The organism is Pseudarthrobacter defluvii (genome assembly GCF_030323865.1).
Taxonomy (GTDB): Bacteria; Actinomycetota; Actinomycetes; order Actinomycetales; family Micrococcaceae; genus Arthrobacter; species Arthrobacter sedimenti.
Map to the genome: position 1 here is coordinate 4,198,854 of NZ_CP066362.1, position 22,600 is coordinate 4,221,453.

Consider the following 22,600-nt stretch of genomic DNA (forward strand, 5'->3'; position numbering starts at 1 on the left):
CCGCCCGGCCCAATCACGCTCCGGCAAGCCTTTGGGCCTGGGCGAGCCCCAGGTCCGGAACCGGCAGCTTGAAGACATCCTTAAGGGCGTGCTTTGCGGCATGCATCCCCGGCATGCCCGTAACCCCAGGCCCCGGCGGGGTTGAGGACGAGCAAAGGTAGACGCCCAGCAGCGGCGTCCGCCACGGGATGGGGGAGACCACGGGCTTCTGGATGAGCCCCCGGACGTCCATGATGCCGGCACTGAAATCACCCCCGATGTAGTTGCGGTTGTACTCAGCCAGCTCCGCCGCGGTGATGACGTGCGATTCCACCACCAGGTCGCGGAAGCCCGGAGCGAACCGTTCCAGCTGGGACACGATTTGGTTGGTCATGTCCTTTGTCGAGCCGGAGGGCACGTGGCAATAGGTCCAGAGGGTGTGCCGGCCTGCAGGGGCCCGGCTCGGGTCGAAACGGGACGGCTGGGCCACGAGCACGTAGGGCCGTTCAGGGTGGCGTCCGGCGCTGACCTCGTTTTCCGATCGCGCCAGCTCAGCCCGCGTGCCGCCCACGTGGACAGTACCGGATTCGGACAGGCCACTGGCCTGCCACGGCACCGGCCCGGACAGGATGAAGTCAACCTTGCAGGAGCCGTTGCCGTAGCGGAAACGCTCCAATGCCCGCCGGTAGTGGCCCGGGAGTGATTCCCCTGCCATGTCTAGAAGTCCCCGGGGCGCCACATCCAGCAGGGTGGCCCGGGTGGCAGGAAGCTGTTCCAGCCGGTCTATCGCTGTCCCGGTGTGGATCACGCCTCCATGGGCGCGGATGTCATCAGCGAGTGCTGCCGCTATCGAGGCAGAACCGCCGCGCGGGATGGGCCATCCACCTGCATGCCCCAGGGCGCCAAGCATGAGGCCGGCCCCGGACGCGGCCAGGGAGGGCAGGTGCGAAATGGCGTGCGCGGCCACCCCGCTGAGCAGTGCCGGGGCAAGCTCTTCTCTGAACCGAAGGTTCCACAGCCCGGTTCCCTGTTCCAGGGTCCGCAGCCCGTAAATGCCGGCCACCAGCGGGTTCCGGGGGATTCGGAGGAGCTGGTTCTGGGTGAACTCCATGACGTCATCAATATGGCGGACCAACGGTTCCATGAGCCTCCGGTACGCCGGACCATCCTGCCCAAGTGCCTCCGCGGTCTTGTCCAGGGACCTGTAGGCCAAAGCCGCGCGGCCACCCTCCAGCGGAGACCCGAAAGACACGTCCGGCGTAATCAGGTCCACCCTCCGGGGCAGCTCGAAGGCGCGGAAGAAGGGTGAAGCAACGGCCATCGGATGCACCGCGGAGCAGACGTCATGGAAGTGCCCGGGCTGCATCAACTCGGTGGTCCGCGTGCCTCCGCCGATCTTTGGTGCGGCCTCGAAGACCTCCACCGACAGCCCGGCGCGTGCCATGACCGCTGCTGCCGAGAGCCCGTTCGGGCCGGAGCCAACTACCGCAACATCAACCATGAGACCTTGCTTTCAACGTGAGGGCGAAGCTTGGAAAGGGAGGGGCGAAGCGGAGCCGTGTCGGATGCGCCACCGGAACCGGTCCGGTGCGTCGTCGAAGGGCCCGCCGTGCGGGTCATCGAGGTGGTGCCGGCGAATGGGGTCGTAGACGGGGTTGTAGATATCCCAGGTGACGCGTGCCATGAGGTACGCCACCGCGGCCATGTGCGCGGCAACGGCGAGGACGTAATACGGCATGTCCAGGTTGTGTTGGGAGGCACCTGCGCTGGTCACCTGTCCAAGGTACATCCATATCGCGGCCCAATGCAGGGCTTCGATGCCCTGCCACACCAGGAAGTCGCGCCACCGCGGCCGGGCCAGGGCCAGGAGCGGAATCAACCACACCACGTACTGCGGTGAGTAGACCTTGTTGGTCAGGATGAAGGCCGCGACGATCAGGAACGCCAACTGGGCCAGGCGCGGACGGCGGGGCGCAGCCAGGGCTACAAGGGCGATCCCGGCACAGGCCAGCACGAAGAACCCGGCGGACAGGATGCTGACGCCGTCGGCGCCGAGCCCGGACCAGCCCAGCCTGCCCGCCACCAGGTTGTAGGCGAACCAGGCTGAGCTGTAGCCGGCGCCACGATCGGCGCTGTACTGGAAGAAATAGGCCCAGCCGGATGGGTTTACCGCCGCGAACGGCAGATTGACCACCAGCCACGTGACGGCTGCACTGCCGCCGGTCACCAGCAGCGGCCGCCATCTGCCTGAGCGGATGGCGAGCAGCAGGATGGCGGCGAGCACCAGCACGGGATACAGCTTGGTAGCGGTGGCCAGGCCGATCAGGACCCCTGCAGGGACAAGCCGCTTCCGGGCGAAAAAGTACATGCCCACGGCAAGCAGGCAGGCGGCCCAAAGATCCCAGTTGATGGTGCCGGCCAGCACGATCCCCGGGGCCAGGGCCACCATGGCCGCGTCCCAGGGCCGGCGGCCGGGCATGCGGGCAACCACCACCACGGTGACCATAACCACCGCCGCCAGCAGCACGGCGTTGATGTCAAAGTAGGCCAGAGCCATGGCATTGGGGTCTCCGCCGGGTACCAGCCACGCCGTGACCCCTGCAATGAGTCCTATGAGCACGGGGTATTCGAACTGGCTGCCGCTGCCCAGGACGGGGAAGATCCCCGCTGCCAGGCCACGGTTGCGGAACAGCTCGGGGAAGTCCGAGTAGCAGGTGGCGTAGAACTGCGTGGGCGTCTCCCAGCCGTTGACCCTGCAGTATCCCTTCAGCAGGATCCCCACCAAGGCGGCCAGTGCCGTAAGGACCACCAGCACCCGCTCCACGGTGAAGATGCCGGGGGAGACCACCCCGGGGTCGGTCCTGGATCCCAGCGGACCGCCGAGTACCTCCGTGAAATTCCGCAGCAGGTCATCACTGCGGCTGGGCACCACGATTCGGGGCCGTCGTGCTTCCTCCGGCGGCTGGGTCTCGTGCATGGCATCGAGCTTACAGCCGGCCCCGTCCCAGGAGATCAGTGTCCGGCAGGATCGGGGCCGGCTGTCAGCGCAGGCCGCCCAACTGCTGGTGCATAAGCACGAAAACATCATTCCGGTGCTGCTCCAGCAGGGCGCTGTTGAAGGAACTGCGGCGCTGCAGTGGGCGGGACAGGAGTCCCATGATCACTCGCATCAAGGGAACCACCTCCTTTCATTGCTCATCGGGTGCAAAAGGGCATGGCGAATTAGCGCCGACCTTTCGCACGATAAATCTCGGGAATAAGGGCGCAGATATTCCACAAAAGGGAATTAATGAAAATTGCGCAGAAAAACGCAATTTACGGTATACCTGACTGCGGAGAAGCCGTAGAACTGCACAAAGCCGAATGCAAAGCTCTCTGAGCAGGGCTTATTCGACGAAAGAGCAGGGGCTAAGCCGGAAGCTGTTCCGGGAAGTCAGTGAAGAAGCGCAGCGTTCCAGGCAGGCCAGGTGATATGGCCGAAACCTCGGAAAGGGATCCCGGCCGGGACGCCGATGCAGGTGCGGTTAGCGGCGCCGCAGCAAGCCCGCGAAGGCTGCCGGGCGGAGGGAACCGGAGTTGACCGAAGCTACGCATGCGTCATCAGCAAAGGCCGGGAACGCATTGATGGGGGCATTCCATTCGCCAGTCAAAGTCATCATTTTCCCAACCTCCTTTTCTGCTGTCCGCTGCGTAGGGTGCGATGCGGTCTGCGACCCGGGCAGATCACCGTGGGGTCAGAAATAAAGCTACCGCAGGAATCAGCAAAATGCCAGCAATTTCCCGGAAAAGATCAGAAACTAATGAAAACGGGGATTTACAGGCCCCACCGCACAATAGCGGGCGTCTTTTTATCCCATCCCAAAGTGCAGACCTTGGCGGTGCCCAGGATAAAGTGTCGGCCTTCGGTAGGCGGCAATTCCAGCCAGCGCGCGGTGAGGATCCGGGAGAAATGCCCGTGTGCCACGATCAGCACGTTGTCCATCCCGGATTCCAGGATCCGGCCGATGATCTTGTCCGCACGCGCGGCCACCTCGTCCAGCGTTTCTCCGTTGGGCACGCCGTGCGTCCAGATCAGGTAATCGGGGTTGTCCTTGCGGATCAGGTCCGAGCTGATGCCCTCATAGTCGCCGTAGTTCCATTCAACGGCGAGCGGTTCGTGCCTGGCGTCAGGGAAGCCGGCCAGTTCGGCCGTCCGCCGGGCCCGCCGCAGCGGAGAGGTAAGCACCAGGTCAAAGTCGACGCCGTCCAGCACCTTGCGGGCCTCCACGGCCTGCTGCTCGCCTTCCACCGTCAGGGGAAGGTCGGTCAGGCCTGTGTACTGCCCGCTCTTGGACCATTCAGTCTCACCATGGCGGAGGATCCAGAGCTGGGGGCGTGGGGCAAAGGCGGAATTGGTCACTTGGGCTCCTCAACGGGTGAAGGTTCGACGACGGCCGGAGAGGCTTCTGCCCCGGGCCCGGCAGGTGCGGATTCAGGCTGTTCGGCCCACCAGCGGAGCAGGCGCGCCTCCGCTTCCTCCGTGGGCAGCGGTCCGTGCTCCATCCGCTCATTAAGGAGGAATTTGTAGGCCCGTCCCACCACGGGTCCTGGCTTGAGCCCCAGCAGGGCCATGATCGCGGCTCCGTCCAGGTCCGGGCGCACGGCGTCCAGGGATTCCTGTTTGCGGAGCGTGGCGATCCGGGACTCAAGATCGTCATAGGCGAAGGACAGCCGGTCGGCCTTGCGCTGGTTGCGGGTGGTGACGTCGGAGCGGGTCAGCCGGTGCAGCCGTTCCAGCAGTGGACCAGCGTCGGTGACGTAGCGCCGGACGGCCGAGTCGCTCCAGCCGGCGTCACCGTAGCCGTAGAAGCGCATGTGGAGCTCCACCAGCCGTGCCACGGCCTTGGTGGTGTCGTTGTCGAACCGGAGGGCTTTCATCCTTTTGGTGGTGAGCTTGGCACCCACCATGTCGTGGTGCCGGAAGCTCACCGCGCCGCCCGGTTCGAAGCGTCGCGTAGCCGGCTTGCCGACGTCGTGCATTAATGCAGCAAAGCGCAGCACGAAGTCCGGGCCGGGCACGGGGCCCTCCGCGTCGGTTTCAAGCGCGGCAGCCTGCTCCAGGACCTGGAGGGAGTGCTGGTAGACGTCCTTGTGTCGGTGGTGCTCGTCGGATTCGAGGCGGAGGGCGGAGACCTCAGGCAGCACATGCTCCGCCAGCCCCGTGTCCACCAGGAGGTCGATGCCTGTCCGCGGCCGTGCGCCGCACACCATCTTCACCAGTTCGTCGCGCACCCGCTCGGCGGAAATGATCTTGATCCGGTCCGCCATGTTGGCCATGGCCTCCCGGACGTCGTCCCGGACGGAGACGCCCAACTGGGCAGCGAACCGGGCGGCCCGCATCATTCGCAGGGGGTCATCGGAAAAGGATGCCTCCGGAGAACCGGGCGTGGCCAGCAGGGAGGCGTGCAGGTCGCGTACGCCGCCGAAGGGATCCACCAGTTCCATGGAGGGCAGTTTCAGCGCCATGGCGTTGATGGTGAAGTCGCGGCGCAGCAGGTCATCGGTCAGGGAGGAGCCGAACGCCACCACGGGCTTGCGGGAGTCGGGATCGTAGGCCTCCGCACGGTAGGTGGTGATCTCGATCTGGAAACCGGCCTTGCGCATGCCGATGGTGCCGAAGGCCTTGCCGATCTCCCAGAAGTTGTCGGCCCACTTCTTGATCAGTGCCACGGTCTGGTCGGGCGTGGCGTCGGTGGTGAAGTCCAGGTCGGGGGAGGTCCGGCCAAGGAACAGGTCGCGCACGGGACCCCCCACAAGGGACAATTCGTGGCCGGCGTCCACGAAGCGCTGCCCGAGCTCCAGGACCACCGGATCCACCTTGAAGTCGACAGTGTGGGTATCAATCTTGTGATGTGCGTGCGACATAGTTCCTTAAGCTTGGCAGAAACCAGCGCCGCGGCAGTCCAAAAAAGCATCCGGATCCGCGCTGGTTGGCGTTCCCTGGCAGAAAGTACGTCATATCCCGTCCATGTTGGTGTCATGTTCCGGTCATCACCGGAGGGCAACAGTCGTTAGAGTGGACTCCATGGCCCATCCAGTACCGAGCGCTCCAGGCAGGAGGACAAACGCACCGTTGCCGTCGGCAATCGGGGCGCACGTTGCCCCTGCCCAGCAATCGGCGCCGGCGTCCTTGCCCACGGTGGAGGAAGTCTCCGCCGGCGGCGTCGTGGTGGACACGTCCGACGCCGAACTGAGGGTGGCGATCATCGCCCGCCTTAACCGGGGTGGCCGGCTCGAGTGGTGCCTGCCCAAGGGCCATCCGGAGGGCAAGGAAAACAACGAAGAGGCCGCGGTCCGGGAAATTGCCGAGGAAACCGGGATCGAGGGCATCATCCTGGCCCCCCTGGGCAGCATCGACTATTGGTTCACCGTCAGCGGGCACCGGGTGCACAAGACCGTGCACCACTATCTCCTGCGCGCCACCGGCGGCGAGCTCACCATCGAGAACGATCCGGACCAGGAAGCCGTGGACGTGGCCTGGGTGCCCATTCAGGAGCTGGCACGGAAGCTGTCCTTCCCCAACGAACGCCGCATCGCCGACCTCGCCCGCGAAGTCCTGCCGGGACACCTCTAAGCCCGGACGCCGCCGTCGTCATTGCGGTGTTAAGTGCCCGCGGGTGAGACGATGAAGTCGATGTCAGCTACCAACTTTCCTTCCGACCGGTCCGGCCGGCCCGATGATGCGGCACCCGATGGCGTGCCCCCCGAGCCGGCGGCGCCGGACATCTCCCAGCCCGCAGCAGCGGGCGTCAGCGAGACGCGCTCCAGTGCCATCATGGCTGCCGGCACGCTGGTGTCGCGCTTCCTGGGCTTCGGCAAGACCTGGATGCTGGGTACGGCGCTGGGACTTGGATCAACGGTCAATGACACGTTCATCAACGCCAACAACCTGCCCAACCTGATCTTCCTGCTGGTGGCCGGCGGCGTGTTCAATGCCGTGCTGGTCCCGCAGATCATCAAGGCCAGCAAGGCTCCGGACAGGGGAGCGGATTACATCAGCCGGCTGCTGACGCTGGCTGTCCTGCTCCTGTTCGGCCTGACGGCGCTGGTCACCCTGGCGGCTCCCGCGGTGATCGAGCTGACCACCCAGGGCTACTCGCCCCAGCAAAAAGCCCTGGCGGTCACGTTCGCGTTCTGGTGCCTCCCGCAGATCTTCTTCTACGGCCTTTATGCCCTGCTCACCCAGGTGCTGAACGCCAACGGCGCGTTCGGCCCTGCCATGTGGGCACCAATCCTGAACAACCTGGTGGCGATTGCCGGCCTGGGAATGTTCATCTGGATCTTCGGCACCAACGAGTTCAGCCGCCACACCATCGACAACTGGGGTGCCACGGAAACCCTCCTGGTGGCAGGGTTCTCCACCATCGGCGTGCTGTCCCAAACCGCCATACTGCTGATTCCGGTCTTCCGGCTCAAGCTCGGACTTCGTCCCCGGTTCGGGTGGCGGGGCGTGGGACTGGGCCACGCTGCCCGGCTGAGTATCTGGACGCTCCTGACGGCCGCCGTCGGGCAGCTCGCCTTCCTGTACGTCATGCGCATCGCCACTATCCCCGGCGCGGAACGCATCCGGCTGCAGGAGGCGGGGGACCCGTCCGCCTCCACCCTTCCCGGCAACGCGGTCCTTGAGGTTGCCAGCCAGCTGTACCTGCTGCCGCACTCGATTATCGCGCTGTCCCTGGCCACCGTGCTGTTCAACCGGATGACCCGGGCGTCGCAGGACGGCAACCGCGCGGAGCTGCGCGACGCCCTCTCGCACGGCCTGCGAACCATGGCCGTGGCCACCGTTTTCGGCGCCCTGGCACTGTTCGCCCTGGCCGGTCCGCTGGGCATGTTCTTTTCGGGCGGCCTGCGCCAGGACGGCGTCATGCTGGCCCAGACGCTCACCATCCTGGCCCTCAGCACCCCGTTCATGAGCGCCAACTTCATGATGTCCCGCGTCTTCTACGCCAATGAAGACGCCCGCACGCCCTTCTACGTGCAGCTGCTCCTCGCGGTGGTGTACGTGGCCGGTGCGTTCGCCATTCAATTCCTGCCCGTCGGCCGGATCATCTACGCCATCGCCGTCCTTTATATGGTGGGCAACATCCTCTCCGTGGTCATCAGCGCGTTCTTCCTGCGGCGCATGCTGGGCAGCCTCGACGGGCCGCGGATCGCCAACTCCTACATCCGAATGGGGTACGCGGCCCTGGGCTCGGCCATCGCCGGTGCTGGCGCCCTGTGGCTGATGGGCAGCTACAACCCTGACGGTTTCGCGTGGAGCGGCCGCCTCCAGGCACTGGTGACGGTCGCGGTGGCAGGACCCGTCATGCTGGCCGTCTACTTCCTGCTGCTGCGGCTGTTCCGCGTCTCCGAGCTCAGCGACATGCTCAGGCCTCTGCTGGGGCGGCTTGGCCGCGGCGGCCAAACGCCTGCTCCGGAAGCCGGGCACGCGCCGTCGTCCGCCCCTGCTGAAGGTTCCTCCGGGCACCGTCCTGAACGGGCCACCACCTCCGTGGACACCGGCCTCATCCCACGGATCTCCGGCGAATTCGACGCCGTCTCCTTCCGTGCGGGCCCGGATCCGCAGCGGGGCTCACGCCGGCAGGAAACGTACGACGGCGGCGCCCGGCAGGGTGCCGAAGGAGGCTACCTGCCGGGCGAGGACCAGCCAAGCACTGCCCGTGGGGGCCTGCTCAGCGAACAGGTTCCGCTCCCCGGCCGCCGGACCTATCAGGGCAAAGCCGGCGAGAACCCGTACTTCAGCAGCCGGCGCAAGCGTAAAAAGTGACCCGGGTGTGGCCCGGCGCCCGTCTTCTCCGCGGTCGTCCGGGGCGGATCGGCTAGGATCGAACAGGTACAGGGGTAGTTGCATTCAGGGTTGGCCGTGCGCGGCGCCTGAACGGCGGTTGCGTCATCGAGGCCGGCGATCCCGGACAGTCTAGGAGGAACACGTGTCCAACCCGATCGATGTCGGATCAGTACTGGGCGGCCGCTACAAGGTCACCGCCACAGTGTTGGCCTCGCATGACCACGATCTGGTGCTGGACGGTGTGGACCAGGTCCTCAACCGCCCGGTCAGCATCCTGGTTGCCGGGCCGGAGAACACGGAACAGGTTGCCCAGAGCGCCCGGGAAGTGGCCACCGGTGAACGCCCCGGCACCGTGCAGGTCCTGGACCTGGGCGTCACCGAGGACGCCACCTACCTGATCACCAACCACACCTCTGCCGCTGACCTGCTGGACCTGGTGGTCACCCCGAACCCGCCCTACATTGAACCCTTCTTCACGGACACCCTGGGCAGTGAAATCTTTGGCCAGCCGCGGTCCCACGAGCCCGAGCCGTACGACGAGGAAGACCACGTCGAGGCCGGCTACATCAACTACGGTGATTCGCACCCCAGCCAGGTTGATCCGTACCGTGCCGCTCCCGCTGTACCGCCCCGGCCTGCCGTTCGCCCCGCCGCGCAACAGCCTGGTTCTCAGCAGCCGGCGTCTCAGCAGCCCGCCCCCAATGGCCACCGCGGTGCCGGAGCTGCTGCGGGTGCAGCTGCGGGAGTCGCCGGTGCTGCCGCCGCTACCGGTGCTGCTGCTTCAGGTGCTGGTGCTTCAAAGGCAGGGACGGGAGCCTCCCGGGTAGACCCCGATGCCACTGCTGCCCAGCCGGTAGCCAACCGTGCCCCTTCCCCATCCGGACGCGCAGCCTCCGCGGAGGCAGACACGGGCCCGAACGATACGGCGGCCGCCGGCAGCACCCAGGCGCAGCCCGCGGCCGAGCAGCGCAAGCCGAAGGTTTCCCTGTGGTCCGAGGACGATTACACACAGGCGGGGGACCAAGACCGCTACGAGGAAGCCGAGTTAGCCGAGCACGAAACGCGGCCGGTCAAGAGCAAGTCTGCCTTGTTCGCCCGTGCGGCGTCTCCGGCTGCTGCGGGAGTCTCCTTCACTGACCGGGACGACTACGACGATGACAGGGATGAATCCCAAAACCAGCCCCGTTCCATGCGCTGGCTGGTTGGGGGCCTGCTGGCCGTGGTTCTGATTGCCGGCCTGATTTTTGCCGTCACCAACCTGGGCAGCCTCTTCACCTCTGAACCGCAGGCCCAGCCGACGGCCGCACCCGCAGCGAGCACCACCGCGCCGCAGCCGTCCGCCCCGGCAACGCAGGCAGCCCCCTCGAAACCTCCGGTTGTTGCGCCGGTTATCGAGAGTGTCAGCCGGCAGGGTAACTTCGACTTTGCCGCCACGTTCGACGGCGACTTGATCAAGGCGTACGACGGCAATGCCGCAAGCTACTGGTCTGACATGGAGTTCGCCACGGAGAACTGGGGTGGCCTGGCCCCGCAGGGTGTTCCCCTCGTGGTGAAGCTGAAGAGCCAATCCACCGTCTCTTCCATCACGCTCTCCCAGCTTGGGGGATCGGGTGGCAACATCAGCGTTTACACCAATGACCGGCCCACCACGGACGGTGCCAAGCTGGTTGGAACCAATAGCTTCACTTCCACTGACCTGAACATGCCCCTGCCGGAGCCGGTGCAGGCACAGTACGTGATTGTGTCCATCAACTCACTGCCCAAGCTTGCGGCTCCCAAGACCCGTTACGGCTACGGCCTCCGGCTGGCTGAGATCAAGGTCCAGTAGGGCGGAGGCCCGGGGGCTTCACGACTATGCATGTTACTGTCTGGAGCGACTGAGCCCAGGCGGGAATGTAGTTTGGGAAACGCGCCCTGCCTGCGATCGCTCGTCTTTCATCCTGCCGGCGGTTTGCCTTGCTTGGGCGCTGGAATATTCAGCACCCGGACACAGTTGTGCCATGTGGCCGGCCTCCACGGGGAGGCGAGTCGAACAAGGAAGAGGTTCACGGTCCAGTGACCATCGAAGATAAGACGGCGTCGGATGTTCGCGACGTCATCATTGTGGGCTCGGGCCCGGCAGGCTATACGGCAGCCGTTTATACCGCCAGGGCGGACCTCAAGCCGCTGCTGTTGGCCGGGTCCGTGACTGCCGGCGGCGAGCTGATGAACACCACGGACGTGGAGAACTATCCCGGATTCCCCGAGGGGATCATGGGGCCGGACCTGATGGAGAACTTCGAGAAGCAGGCCGCCCGCTTTGGGACGGAGATCCAGTTCGAGGATGTAACCGCGCTGGAGCTGGAGGGACCGATCAAGACGGTCACCATCGCCACGGGGGAGACCTTCAAGGCGAAGGCTGTCATCCTCTCCACCGGATCCGCGTACCGCGAGCTGGGGCTCCCGAATGAAAAGCGGCTCTCCGGCCACGGAGTTAGCTGGTGTGCAACCTGCGATGGTTTCTTTTTCAAGGATCAGGACATCGCCGTCATTGGCGGTGGAGACTCAGCCATGGAAGAGGCCCTGTTCCTCACAAAGTTTGCGAAGTCAGTAACGGTTGTCCACCGTAGGGACACGCTCAAGGCTTCCAAGATCATGGCCGACCGCGCGCTGGCCAACGAAAAGATCCGTTTCATTTGGAACACCACTGTTGATGATGTGCTGGGAACTGAGAAAGTCACCGGTCTTCGGCTGAAAAACCTTCTCGACGGGACAGAGTCGGAGCTCGATGTTACAGGTGTTTTCGTAGCCATTGGCAACGACCCACGGACCGAACTCGTCAAGAACGTCCTCGCCCTGACCCCCGAGGGAACCATAGCGGTGGAGGGTCGTAGCTCCAAGACAAGCCTTTCCGGCGTGTTTGCTGCCGGTGACGTCGTTGACCCCACCTACCGCCAGGCCATCACCGCCTCAGGTTCCGGTTGCGTGGCAGCAATTGATGTTGAGCACTACCTGACAGATCTGCCCGCATAATCAGCGCACTGTAGTCCGAAGAGAAAGATAGGTTATGAGCAACGCTAAAGATGTAACTGACGCAAGTTTCAGCACTGACGTTTTGTCGGCCGATAAGCCGGTAATCGTAGATTTCTGGGCCGAATGGTGCGGCCCCTGCCGCAAGCTGGGCCCCATCCTGGACGAGATCTCTGTCGAGTACAGCGAAAAGGTAGACGTCGTCAAAGTAAACGTTGACGACAATCCTGCTATTGCCGCTGAGTACGGAATCACCTCGATCCCTGCCGTCTACCTCTTCCAGGGCGGTGAGGTAAAGAGCACCGTTATCGGTGCCAAGCCCAAGCAGTTCTTCGAGAAGGAATTCTCCGACGTTCTGTCCTAAGCTCAAGCGCCCATGCTGAACGTGGGCCAGTAGAAGAGCGGCCACTGCCTGGAGGCGGTGGCCGCTCTTTTTCATGTGTGGGTTCTATGCTCAAATCCGTGCCTCCTGTGCACTGCTAGGCATAATGGGCTGTCACTAGTGGGCGGGCAGCTGCTGGATGTCTGTTTCACGTGAAACATGCCTTGTGTGGGTGAGGGTGCGAAGGGAATTCCAGAACCGAGGCCTACTTTTTAGTGGAACAGCTCTTGCACATTCAGGTTCGTCGTCGGATCGAACCTAGAGAAGCGCCTGGATTTGTGTGGGAACGGCTGTTATCGGACTTTGGAGTCACCCAGTTCAGATGGGCGGCATCTGAAAGGCATTGGCACGGACTAATTGCCTGGGCCACGCTAGTAGGGGCATGCACCCTTCACATAACCCGAGCGACCAATTTGTTTCACGTGAAACGGAGCCAAAGGCGGCCATCCTTCTCCGTATAAAGCTATTGCGCTATACGCCGTGGCGCTAGGCGACAAAGTCGCAGCAGATATCGGCCTGTAGGAGCCAGACCTGCGCAATACAAGGCATACGCTTCAAATCAACGAATCGTTGAAGCTCCAAGCACCGTGAATAAGTGGACGTGCTGTACGGCCTGCTGCTCCTAATGCGTCCAGACCGAGGTTCCTGCTGGCTATGCACCGGGGTGGCGGCTCCGTGCGTAGCGCTTGATGTGCTTGTCCCGCGGCACCAGATTTTCCTCGTCTTCCCGTACGCGTTACCAGTCCTGCCCAACGCTGCTCCCACTCCATCAATCGACGAACGTACCCTCCAAAGCCACGCTGCCCGATTGCACGACGTAGCGTGAAGTAAGGCGCGAGAGGTCCCGTAACGGTCGCTGGAGGATCCGCCTCCCTCCGCGCTGGAAATGTGCAGCACAAAGCGGCCGGGCGGGCTCACAAGTGATCGTTTTACGGCCTACGTGCTGCAGCGCTATTGGAGTCCGACGTACAGCCGCCTAGTGGTCACCGCCTTTATGACCGCAAATCGACCCGGCGGACCAGATTTGGCAGCGGGCAGCCGTGCTGACGCACCGCTCTCCTAGAATCTCCGGCGTAAGGCCAGCCCTGTCGCGGGGCACACTGAAAGCACCGAGCATACGACACCTAAATCGCGCTGTTGGGTCCTAAGCATGGCGATGCGGGCGAAGGCATGAAATTTCCACAACAAGAGGAAACTGAGGATCGCGACGTTTCACGTGAAACAGCTGCTTCACGAACCAGCCATGTTTCACGTGAAACACAGAAGCGGCCATCCGAGGTCGTACGCAGAAAACAGGACAGCATGCCCCCTGCGGGTAAGACGCTGCGGTGCCTAGGGCTGGGTTCGTGAATTGCAGAGACCCCACGGCCGGGGAGCGATTCCGTGGAATTCCCGGGGACATGCCAGAAGCTGCGGTCCGCGGCACGCGCTGCACCTTGCGCGGCAGACATCCTGTCGCACTCGATCCCTGGTTTGAGCAGAACACCGGTAGGCACCTGCAACGGGGCCATTCGGAAGTGCGAGTGTGACCGCAACGACGACTGTTAGCACCCAGCATGGCCTCCGCCCGGGGTTTCCACTTCCACCCGTACCAGGTACGCAAGTGAGGCAACAGGCAAGGTCGACTCGTGTGCAGGCAAGGCACTTAGCCAGGCGCCTGCAATCAAGCCGGCCGTCCGTCCTGTCACCAGCACCGCATACAGTAGGCGTGAGGGACATGACCGCCAAGAGGACGGAACAACTCATCCGCCGAGCGAACTTGTCCCCACGGTTATCCACAGACCCACGCTCGGGTTTCCACAAGATTATCCACAGCCGAAAGCGGCGGCCATCTTTCGACTTACTTGTTGGTTGCACGCGACTTGCTGACCGCCGCCTCCCTAGAGGTAAGCACTTAGGCCTGGATCGCCGTCCCTAACAGGTGGCGCCCTGACCATAAGCTCACCAGGCAGGATGACTTACCAACCGAAAGTATGTGCATATCGATGCTGCAGCCCTCGCTCCCGCCGCTAAAGGCGGGTTTCACGTGAAACACTAATACTCTTGCCATGTGCGCGCAGATGACGATATTGGTCACCAAGACCATGGCCTCAGTGTGACGCTGCTGCAGCCTGCCGTGAAGGGGCCGGCCGTGGCCGGAATCCACAAAGATATTCACAGCGTTATCCACAGCGTTATCCACTGGATGCTTGGAGGGGCGAAACATAGGCCCCAAGGGTTCGAGGATCCCATATCAAGGTGCCAGAAGTGTAGCTCAAGCCTAATAGGGATCGTGCTCCCGCAGAACGGGACCGTCCAGGACGAGCAGTACATGAGCCCCGCAAATCTACTGTAAGGGCCAGACGGACTACGTTGCGGCTTGTCGGTGGACTATGCCATGTGCTCAGTGTGGCCCTTACAGAGATCGAGTCCATGTTGCCAGGGCCTTCTATGCTTCCGAATCCAAGACCTAGCAGCGATATATAGCTGTCCTATCGGCGCAGAATACGCCGCCCTGGCACCGCAAACCTAAGAGGAGAAGGAGTCCCGGCCGTACAAAGCGAGATGAGGCATGACCTACAGACAGTCGCGTCCTCCTCAAGCAATAGCCTTGAGGCGTTGCCCGTTCAAGAGAGTGAACTGCGAGGCTCGACGAGACCCGAACATCACGTTCGTGCGGACGGAGATCGCTGTCTATAGCCCGTAGGACGGCTGCAGCCAAGGACAACGCCAGGTGCATGACAGCACATATAGAGTGACGGAAGAAGCTGTCGTACAGGGGTGCCCCCTGCCTCCGCTGCGGGCGCCCTCTAAAAGTAGGGCAGAACGAGGGAGCGATAGCAAGTCCGGCTGCCTACACCAGCGGGACACTACGCCGTTTTCCTGGCCGAATACCAGGGTCCGAGCACGATTCACGAATGGCTGGGGTCGTTTCACGTGAAACATCTGGGACCTACCGTCGGTGCGAAAGGGGGAGCGGTCCCTGGCGCGGTCGTACGATCCTTCGAGCCAGAATCCCCAACCCGGAACTTCTAACCGCGCCTGAAATGCCGCGAGTAGAGCGCCCGTAGCCTCACGATCTGTCGCTTAACGTGTTGCCGCTTACATGTGCGGCTCCTGATGTTTCACGTGAAACAGCCGCCTACGTCTCCAACTTTGAATGTCACGCGGCTTACCAACGACCATCCGAAAAGGACTACCTCCAAGCAGATTCGGTTAAGGCGCTCTGCCGCTAGCAATACACACACCGATCCGTGCGTCACACTCAAACGCGGTGTTCCGGACCCGCCTTCCGTAGTTGCAGCACAACCTCCCTCCCGCCGAAGGCAAATGATGCTGCGCTAGGTGCGGCAAGCTGAAAGCGTGAGGTCGGAAACCTGCCTGTCGCCTACAGCGACACACGACACATGGCCCGCTGCAGGCCCTCCTCCCGCTGCAATATACCTCTTGCACGTCCGACACCAGCGTACAAAGCGCAAATACGTATTCATTTGAAGCAAACGTCGGTATTGGCGGTTCCATTATGGGACGCCCGAGCACCAAGGATAGGGCTTGATACCCAGGAAAAGCATGCTCTGCACAGTTCCCAGCGGAGTCCGTCCTCCTCAAAAACAACGCAAGGAAACGGGAAGTGCCAACCCCACGCATTCCTCCACCCAATCAAGGACAACAAGGGGCGGCAAATGCAGATACCTCAACGAAAGAGGGGGTAGGTCGTCCGCGGGGGGCTCGGACCTATGACGTTTGTAAGCACACTTGGCGGCTGGAGAGCGAGATGCAGAACATCTGTCAGTGTGGGGGAAAGGACAGCGCTGGGCCCGCCAGCACACCCTTGTTTCACGTGAAACACTTCTACCGTCACGGCTACCGGTAGAACTGGCACGACAGGACGGATCACGATCCTCTACTCTGAAATCCTTCCACTCCTCCCAACAGCTGGATCAAAGCACTTCTCGTTACAAAAGGGGGTGTAAGAACATGATGATCAGAGAATTATGCGGATTTACCAGTGAGATAGAGACGCATGTCTCCGTGGGAATGGTGAAGGCGACCCCAAAAGGCCGCGCACACAACCCTTAGCAAGCGACCACGGGAAGGGTAAGCGCTCGACCATGTACGCGGCCACAGAGCGTAATTCGACGTTGGCCTCCCTGAAAGCTAGCCAGTCTAGGGCCGGCCAACAATCTCTAGCGGCGATTGGCAGATGTAGTTGCGATATCAGGACAGAACCTTCAGCTACTTGCCCCGCCACCAACCATCACAGCGTACGGCTCCGCCCACTACTAAAAAAGACCCGATTCGCGAAGAATCGGGCCTTTCTTATTGGGGATCAGTTAGACGAATCCGGAGCCAACACATCCATAATGCGGTTTAGGTCCTCAACGCTGGCAAACTCGATGCTCACCTTACCTTTTCTCACACCGAGCGAGATCTTGACGTTCGTATCAAGGCGGTCGGAGAGCGAGGAAGCCAAGTAATCAAGGCGTTCATGCCGGGCCCCAGGGCGCGGGATGTTGTTCTTCGTGGGCTTTGCAGGATCCTGGTACAGCGTCACCGCCTCTTCCGTGGCCCGCACTGACATACCCTCTGCAACAATCCTCTGCGCGAGCCGCTCCATGGCGGCAGCGTCGGGCAGCGACAGAAGGGCACGTGCATGGCCTGCGGACAGCACCCCGGCAGCCACCCGCCGCTGTACCAGCGGGGGGAGTTTCAGCAAGCGAAGAGTGTTGGACACCTGCGGCCTGGAACGGCCAATGCGGTCCGCCAGCTGCTCGTGGGTGGTACCAAAGTCTTCCAGGAGCTGCTGGTAGGCCGCTGCCTCTTCCAGCGGGTTCAGCTGGCTGCGGTGGAGGTTCTCGAGCAGAGCGTCCCGGAGAAGGTCGTCGTCCGTCGTATCGCGGATGATCGCAGGAATGGTTTCGAGCCCAGCGGCTTGGACGGCGCGCCAGCGGCGTTCGCCCATGACCAACTCGTAGGGTTCGCTACCGGGTTCGGTTGATGTGCGAACAACAACGGGCTGGAGCACCCCAATCTCGCGAACCGAGTGAACCAGTTCCGCCATGTCGTCTTCATCGAAAACATTGCGCGGCTGCTTCCGGTTCGGGTGGATATCTGACACCGGAATCTCGGCGAAACGTGCACCGGGAACTTCCACCAGCCCGACGCCGGAGTCGGCAGCCACACCGGCCTGAGCAGGCTCTTCGGGGCGTGAAATATCCACCGGCTTTGGGGCTTCCGAATCTTCCACTGCGGCAGGTGGTTCGGCGGCGGCAGCCTTGGATCCCGCTGCGGGGGACTTCCTGGCAGGAGCCCTCTTTGCCGAAGCGGGAGCAGCCGCCGAGGCTGGCTTCTTATCATCGCTGCTCTTATCGGCAGCGGCCTTGGAGGCAGCTGCTTTAGCTGAAGAAGACGGGGTGGCGGGAGTTGCCGCCTCCTTGCTCTGCATTCCGGTGACTGCTGCCGCTGCAGGCTGCTCTGAGGGTTCTGCCTTCCTGCGTCCTTCCGGGAAGAACAGATCAACAGGCCGCGATACCGCCCCACCGTTGCCGGAACCATTGGTTGCGGCGGAACTTGGAATCAGCGCGCCAAGACCGCGGCCTAGGCCCCGTCGCTTCTCGCTCATGGGTAAATCCCTCCAGTGGTAGAGCCGGGCTGACCCTTGCTCCGTGCGTTGCGGTATTGAAGATTCTAGCGTTCCGCTATTTCAGCGGCGGCTTCCAAGTAGGACAGGGCACCACTTGAGGACGGATCGTAAGTCATGACCGTCTGCTGGTAGCTGGGGGCTTCGGAGATGCGGACGGACCGTGGAACCACGGCCGAGAGGACCTGTTCGGGGAAGTGCTGGCGTACCTCCGCAGCGACCTGGGCAGCGAGGTTGGTGCGGCCGTCGTACATGGTGAGCAGGATGGTCGACACAACGAGGTCCGCGTTAAGGTGCTTTTGGATCATCTCGATGTTCTTGAGCAGCTGGCTCAGGCCCTCCAGTGCGTAGTACTCGCACTGAATGGGGATCAGCACCTCACTGGCTGCGCAGAAAGCGTTGACGGTCAGCAGGCCCAAGCTGGGTGGGCAGTCGATGAACACATAGTCCAGCCGGTCCTCGCCGTTCTTCTCGCGTTCCTTCGCGTAGACATCGATGGCCCGGCGCAGCCGCTGCTCGCGCGCCACAAGGGACACCAGCTCAATCTCGGCCCCTGCAAGGTGGATCGTTGCCGGCGCGCAGATGAGCTTTCCGATATCCGGGCACGGGGCTACGACGTCGGCAAGAGGGACGTCATTGATCAGGACGTCATAGATGCTGTCAACGTCTGCATGATGCTCGATGCCCAAGGCGGTGGAGGCATTGCCCTGGGGATCGATATCGATGACCAGCACATTGAGTCCGGCCGCTGCCAAAGCCGCGGCGATGTTGACCGTGGTGGTGGTCTTGCCTACTCCACCCTTCTGGTTGGACACCGTGAATATACGGGTCTTTTCGGGGCGAGGGAGCTGACGTCCCATCAGACGCTCACGGCGCTTCGTTTCATGGGCAAGCTCCCGTGCAATGGGGCTGGAGTCGTCGATCGCGTCGATGACGTTTGATCGACCGTTCGTGGTTGTTTCACGTGAAACTGCATTGCCCGACGCAGCGGAGACACCTGCTTTCGGGTGGTTTCCACCCCGGGCGGGAGCCATGCCGATACCGGCAAGTCCGGACCCAGCGACAGAACGTGCCGACCCCAGGGACACAAACGGCGGGATCCGTTGTGCGGAGGCTTCACTACTGGTCACTGGGGCACACTCACTCTCGTTCAGCCAATTTTGCTGCCGTTGTCTAGCCTAACTGCTCCTGCCTGCTGACAGCCGTCAGCGGGCCCGGGTCAGGACTTCTTTTGGGACTTGTTCACCACAATGCGGACCACCGTAGTGGGCTCCTCGAGGAGGTTGTCACCTACGGTCAGTACCGAGGTCTCAACGCCACCCAGCTTACGGATGGTCTTGGCCGCCTTCTCGATTTCTTCCCCCGCACTGCGTCCCTTGATGGCCACCACTTCACCGTGGCCGCCAAGGAGCGGGATGGTGAGGCCGGCCAGGTTGGTCAGGGCCGAAACGGCGCGGGCGGTTACCACGTCAGCCTCCACCTGCCCTACGGCCAACTCGGCGCGCGTACGCATGACTGTGACGTTTTCCAGGCCAAGGTCATCCACCACTTCCTGGAGCCAGATCACGCGACGCTCCAGCGGCTCGATGAGCGTCAGCTCAAGGTCCGGGCGCGCAATGGCAAGGCACAGGCCAGGCAGTCCGGCGCCGCTTCCGACGTCGGCAACATGGCTTCCCGGGGGAATCTCGCTTTCGATGACTGCACAATTGAGGACATGCCGGCTCCACAACCTGGGCACCTCCCGTGGCCCGATAAGGCCCCGCTCAGTTCCTGAGGTGGCCAAGTGCTCCACGTAGCGCTTGGCAAGGTCCAGCCGGTCGCCGAAGATTTTCTCAGCAGCGCGCAGTTCTGCTGCCGTGATGTCAACCATGGTTATCGGGTCAGCATTCTCTAGTCCGCGGAAACAACAATGTGGCGTCCGGCGCCTTCGCCCTCGGACTCACTGACCAAGCCGAGGTCGGCCACAGCATCATGAACAATCTTGCGTTCGTAGGCACTCATCGGTTCAAGTGCCACCGACTTGCCGGTTTCCTTGACGGACGCCGCGGCGTCTTCGGCAATCTTCTGCAGGTGGCCCGTGCGCTCCTGCCGGTAGCCATTGATGTCCAGGACAAGCCGGGAACGGTTTTCCGTGGCCGACAGGACTGCCAGCCGAGTCAGCTCCTGGAGCGCTTCAAGGACCTCGCCGTCTTCGCCAACCAGGCCTTCGAGACCCTCGGCTTCCTCCTCGGCGACGATGGAGATGTAGGTGCGGCCGTTGCGGACCTCAATGTCGATATCACCGTCGATATCGGCGATATCCAGCAGTTCCTCCAGGTAGTCGGCAGCGACGTCCCCCTCTTCCTCGAGGCGGCTGGCGGCGGAAACCTTGGCGGCGGAAGCATCCTGGTTCACGGAAACGTCCTGATCTTCGATCTCTTCAGAAAAGGCGTGCTCGGTGCTCTCGGCAGACATTACTTCTTCTTCCTGTTCTTGCGCTGGGGCTGGACACGCTGTCCCTTGATCTCAACTGCGGCGGCCGCGGCGGCGTCGGCTGCTTCGTCCCGCTTGCCGGTCAGCACAGAAAGTGCCGGCAGGCCCTTGGCGGCACGGCGTTCGGCGAGGGCCTTGGCTGCGGGGGATCCCGGCGTCGGCATGCGGCGGATGACAAAGAACTGCTGGCCCATGGTCCAAAGGTTGGTGGTGGTCCAGTAGATCAGGACACCGATGGGGAAGTTAATGCCGCCCACACCGAAGACGATGGGCAGGATGTAAAGCATCATCTTCTGCTGGCGCATGAACGGGCTGGCCATGGCTTCTTCGGACATGTTCTTGGCCATGATCTGCTTCTGGGTGATGAACTGCGAGGCCGTCATGGCCAGGATCATCACGATCGACAGCACCACCACGGCAACCTGGCCGCCACCACCCCCGCCGTGCAGCAGGGAAGCGGACAGCGGAGCCCCAAAAATGCTGGACGCATCGAACTCGACAACCTGTTCGTGGCTCATGGCACCGATGCCGGCGCCCTGGTCTTTGGCCTGCGAGATGCCCGACAGCACCTGGAAGAGTGCAAAGAAGAACGGCATCTGGATCAGCATGGGAAGGCAGGCGGAGAACGGGTTGGTCCCGTGCTTCTTGTACATGGCCATCTGTTCCTGGGCCATGGCCTGGCGGGAGAGCTGGTCGGTCTTGCCCTTGTACTTTTCCTGCAGCTTCTTCAGGTCGGGCTGCAGCAGCTGCATGCCGCGCTGCGCCTTGATCTGCTTGACGAACACGGGGATGAGGGCGGCACGGATCACCAGCACCAGCCCGATGATGGCCAAAGTCCAGGTCCAGCCGTTCTCCGCGGGCATGCCAATGGCGCTGAGCCCGTCGTGGAACGCCACCATGATGAACGAAACCAGCCACTTGAACGGGGCGATTATTGTTCCAAAGATGTCCATACTTATCCCTATTCGTCAGGCCGCACTGCGGCCTTGTTCATCAGTCCGATCAACCCGGTAAATGTCCGGATTGTTCAGCACAACAATTGTGGGGGTCCGGCCTTCGGGCCATTCCCGGCGGCCGGCGGGGACGTGGTCCACGCCGCCGGCATTCCATGGGTGGCAGTGGCCAAGGCGCCGGGCTGCCAGCCAACTTCCCTTGACGGCGCCATGGACGGTGACCGCTTCAAGGGCATACGCCGAGCATGAAGGGAAGAATCGGCAGACCGGGCCGTACAAGGGAGAAACCACCTTGCGGTAGGCCATCAGCAGAAGGATGAGGATGTTCCGGGGCAGGTCCCAGAGGAACCTCCCGACGGCGGCCAACAGGTGGCGGGAATGGGCGACGACGGCAGTGGCGTTAGGCACGCGTTGTCCCCTCCTGTGTTGTACCGGCCGAACCTTTGGCGGCAGCCCGTGAAGGGCGGCCGGCCAGCCGGTTCAGCGCAGATCCCAGTGCAGCGTTGTAGTCCGACAGCAGCTGGTCCCAGCTGGCGGTGGCAGACGCAGGAAGCGCCCGCACCACGATGGCGAGTCCCGTACCGTGCTCGCGCAGCGATGCAGCAGCTGCTTCCCTCAGTCTCCTCTTAACGAGGTTCCTGACCACAGCGTTCCCTACACTCTTGGAAACAATGAACCCGATCCGGCTGGGTTCGTCGGCAGCAATGGCTACCGCATATAACACTACGTTCCGGCGCCCATTGCGGACACCGGAACGTACAGTTGTTGAAAAATCGGTTGAAGTCCTCAGGCGGTTGCGGGCGGCCAGCACCTTAAACTCGCAAAGGGATGTCTACCGACGAGCCAGTTATTTAGGCCGACAGTTCGATGCGGCCCTTGCCACGACGGGCTGCCAGGATGGCACGGCCGGCACGGGTACGCATACGAAGGCGGAAGCCGTGCTTCTTGGCTCGACGGCGGTTATTCGGCTGAAAAGTCCGCTTGCTCACGTTAGTTACTCCAGTGGATCAAAGGTGCGTCCACCCGATCAGTATGGGGAAGAACTGGCCGACGCTAAGTTTTGTATATGCACGCTTCCCCCGACTGGCCAGGCGCACTGCGACTGGATAGTTCAAATGGGGCCAAAAAGCGGACACAAAGGACTTCACAACGTTAGGGCAATCCGCGGCCCGGAGTCAAACCGGGAGGTCCTTCTCCGGCTGTCCCCAGCTGTGCCTAAGTATCCCCAACAGCCTGTGGATGAAGTGGCTCACAAGGCCATTCGGAGAACCACAACAGTGTAATTATCCACAGCCGGATAGCCAGCTATCTTCTAGGCTTTTCATCCCCTAGAGTGTCCCAGTAGCCGATTATCCACG

Annotated in this window: 18 protein-coding genes; 5 read left to right on the plus strand and 13 right to left on the minus strand. The window is 62.6% G+C overall.

The features are described 5' to 3' along the window. Window positions 1-13 precede the first annotated feature (13 nt). From JCQ34_RS19490 to JCQ34_RS19510, 5 genes are all read right to left on the minus strand, one after another. Complete coding sequence (locus JCQ34_RS19490; RefSeq protein ID WP_286400592.1) at window positions 14-1,480, minus strand: phytoene desaturase family protein; 1,467 nt, start codon at window positions 1,478-1,480, stop codon at window positions 14-16. 12 nt (window positions 1,481-1,492) lie between these two features. Further along, window positions 1,493-2,956, minus strand: a complete 1,464-nt coding sequence (locus JCQ34_RS19495; protein WP_286400594.1) for a glycosyltransferase family 87 protein — start codon at window positions 2,954-2,956, stop codon at window positions 1,493-1,495. A gap of 64 nt (window positions 2,957-3,020) precedes the next feature. Next, window positions 3,021-3,152 (minus strand): hypothetical protein, encoded by a 132-nt coding sequence (locus tag JCQ34_RS19500; RefSeq protein ID WP_286400596.1) that lies wholly within the window; start codon window positions 3,150-3,152, stop codon window positions 3,021-3,023. Between the two features lie 641 nt (window positions 3,153-3,793). Beyond that, window positions 3,794-4,378 (minus strand): histidine phosphatase family protein, encoded by a 585-nt coding sequence (locus JCQ34_RS19505; protein WP_142132017.1) that lies wholly within the window; start codon window positions 4,376-4,378, stop codon window positions 3,794-3,796. Continuing rightward, window positions 4,375-5,883, minus strand: a complete 1,509-nt coding sequence (locus tag JCQ34_RS19510; protein ID WP_286400600.1) for a CCA tRNA nucleotidyltransferase — start codon at window positions 5,881-5,883, stop codon at window positions 4,375-4,377. The genes JCQ34_RS19505 and JCQ34_RS19510 overlap by 4 nt, the downstream gene beginning before the upstream one ends. A gap of 208 nt (window positions 5,884-6,091) precedes the next feature. Between JCQ34_RS19510 and JCQ34_RS19515 the strand changes: the two genes are divergently transcribed. From JCQ34_RS19515 to trxA, 5 genes are all read left to right on the plus strand, one after another. Beyond that, a complete protein-coding gene (locus JCQ34_RS19515; RefSeq protein WP_159629410.1) occupies window positions 6,092-6,592 on the plus strand; it encodes an NUDIX hydrolase in 501 nt (166 codons plus the stop codon). Between the two features lie 60 nt (window positions 6,593-6,652). Then, complete coding sequence (gene murJ, locus JCQ34_RS19520) at window positions 6,653-8,785, plus strand: murein biosynthesis integral membrane protein MurJ (RefSeq protein ID WP_286400602.1); 2,133 nt, start codon at window positions 6,653-6,655, stop codon at window positions 8,783-8,785. Between the two features lie 163 nt (window positions 8,786-8,948). Beyond that, entirely contained in the window at window positions 8,949-10,634 is a 1,686-nt protein-coding gene (locus JCQ34_RS19525; RefSeq protein WP_286400604.1) for an ABC transporter substrate-binding protein, read from the plus strand. A gap of 227 nt (window positions 10,635-10,861) precedes the next feature. Then, on the plus strand, window positions 10,862-11,818 hold the full coding sequence (gene trxB, locus JCQ34_RS19530; RefSeq protein ID WP_286400606.1) for a thioredoxin-disulfide reductase: 957 nt from the start codon (window positions 10,862-10,864) through the stop codon (window positions 11,816-11,818). Window positions 11,819-11,852: 34 nt separating this feature from the next. Next, complete coding sequence (gene trxA / locus JCQ34_RS19535; protein WP_286400607.1) at window positions 11,853-12,179, plus strand: thioredoxin; 327 nt, start codon at window positions 11,853-11,855, stop codon at window positions 12,177-12,179. Between the two features lie 4,327 nt (window positions 12,180-16,506). On the opposite strand, the gene JCQ34_RS19540 is transcribed toward trxA, so the two are convergent. From JCQ34_RS19540 to rpmH, 8 genes are all read right to left on the minus strand, one after another. Further along, on the minus strand, window positions 16,507-17,799 hold the full coding sequence (locus tag JCQ34_RS19540) for a ParB/RepB/Spo0J family partition protein (RefSeq protein ID WP_286400609.1): 1,293 nt from the start codon (window positions 17,797-17,799) through the stop codon (window positions 16,507-16,509). Between the two features lie 65 nt (window positions 17,800-17,864). Next, window positions 17,865-18,947, minus strand: a complete 1,083-nt coding sequence (locus tag JCQ34_RS19545) for a ParA family protein (RefSeq protein ID WP_286400611.1) — start codon at window positions 18,945-18,947, stop codon at window positions 17,865-17,867. Between the two features lie 89 nt (window positions 18,948-19,036). Beyond that, the gene (gene rsmG / locus JCQ34_RS19550) at window positions 19,037-19,687 is read right to left on the minus strand and encodes a 16S rRNA (guanine(527)-N(7))-methyltransferase RsmG (protein ID WP_286400613.1); all 651 of its coding nucleotides are present in this window, start codon (window positions 19,685-19,687) and stop codon (window positions 19,037-19,039) included. Window positions 19,688-19,707: 20 nt separating this feature from the next. Continuing rightward, window positions 19,708-20,271 (minus strand): protein jag, encoded by a 564-nt coding sequence (locus tag JCQ34_RS19555; RefSeq protein WP_286400615.1) that lies wholly within the window; start codon window positions 20,269-20,271, stop codon window positions 19,708-19,710. After that, complete coding sequence (yidC, locus tag JCQ34_RS19560) at window positions 20,271-21,242, minus strand: membrane protein insertase YidC (RefSeq protein ID WP_286400617.1); 972 nt, start codon at window positions 21,240-21,242, stop codon at window positions 20,271-20,273. The genes JCQ34_RS19555 and yidC overlap by 1 nt, the downstream gene beginning before the upstream one ends. A gap of 15 nt (window positions 21,243-21,257) precedes the next feature. Continuing rightward, window positions 21,258-21,650 (minus strand): membrane protein insertion efficiency factor YidD, encoded by a 393-nt coding sequence (yidD, locus tag JCQ34_RS19565; RefSeq protein WP_286400619.1) that lies wholly within the window; start codon window positions 21,648-21,650, stop codon window positions 21,258-21,260. After that, complete coding sequence (gene rnpA, locus JCQ34_RS19570; protein WP_286400621.1) at window positions 21,643-22,053, minus strand: ribonuclease P protein component; 411 nt, start codon at window positions 22,051-22,053, stop codon at window positions 21,643-21,645. Before rnpA ends, yidD begins: the two co-directional genes overlap by 8 nt. Before the next feature lie 40 nt (window positions 22,054-22,093). Continuing rightward, window positions 22,094-22,231 (minus strand): 50S ribosomal protein L34, encoded by a 138-nt coding sequence (rpmH, locus tag JCQ34_RS19575; RefSeq protein WP_062008104.1) that lies wholly within the window; start codon window positions 22,229-22,231, stop codon window positions 22,094-22,096. Window positions 22,232-22,600: the final 369 nt, after the last annotated feature.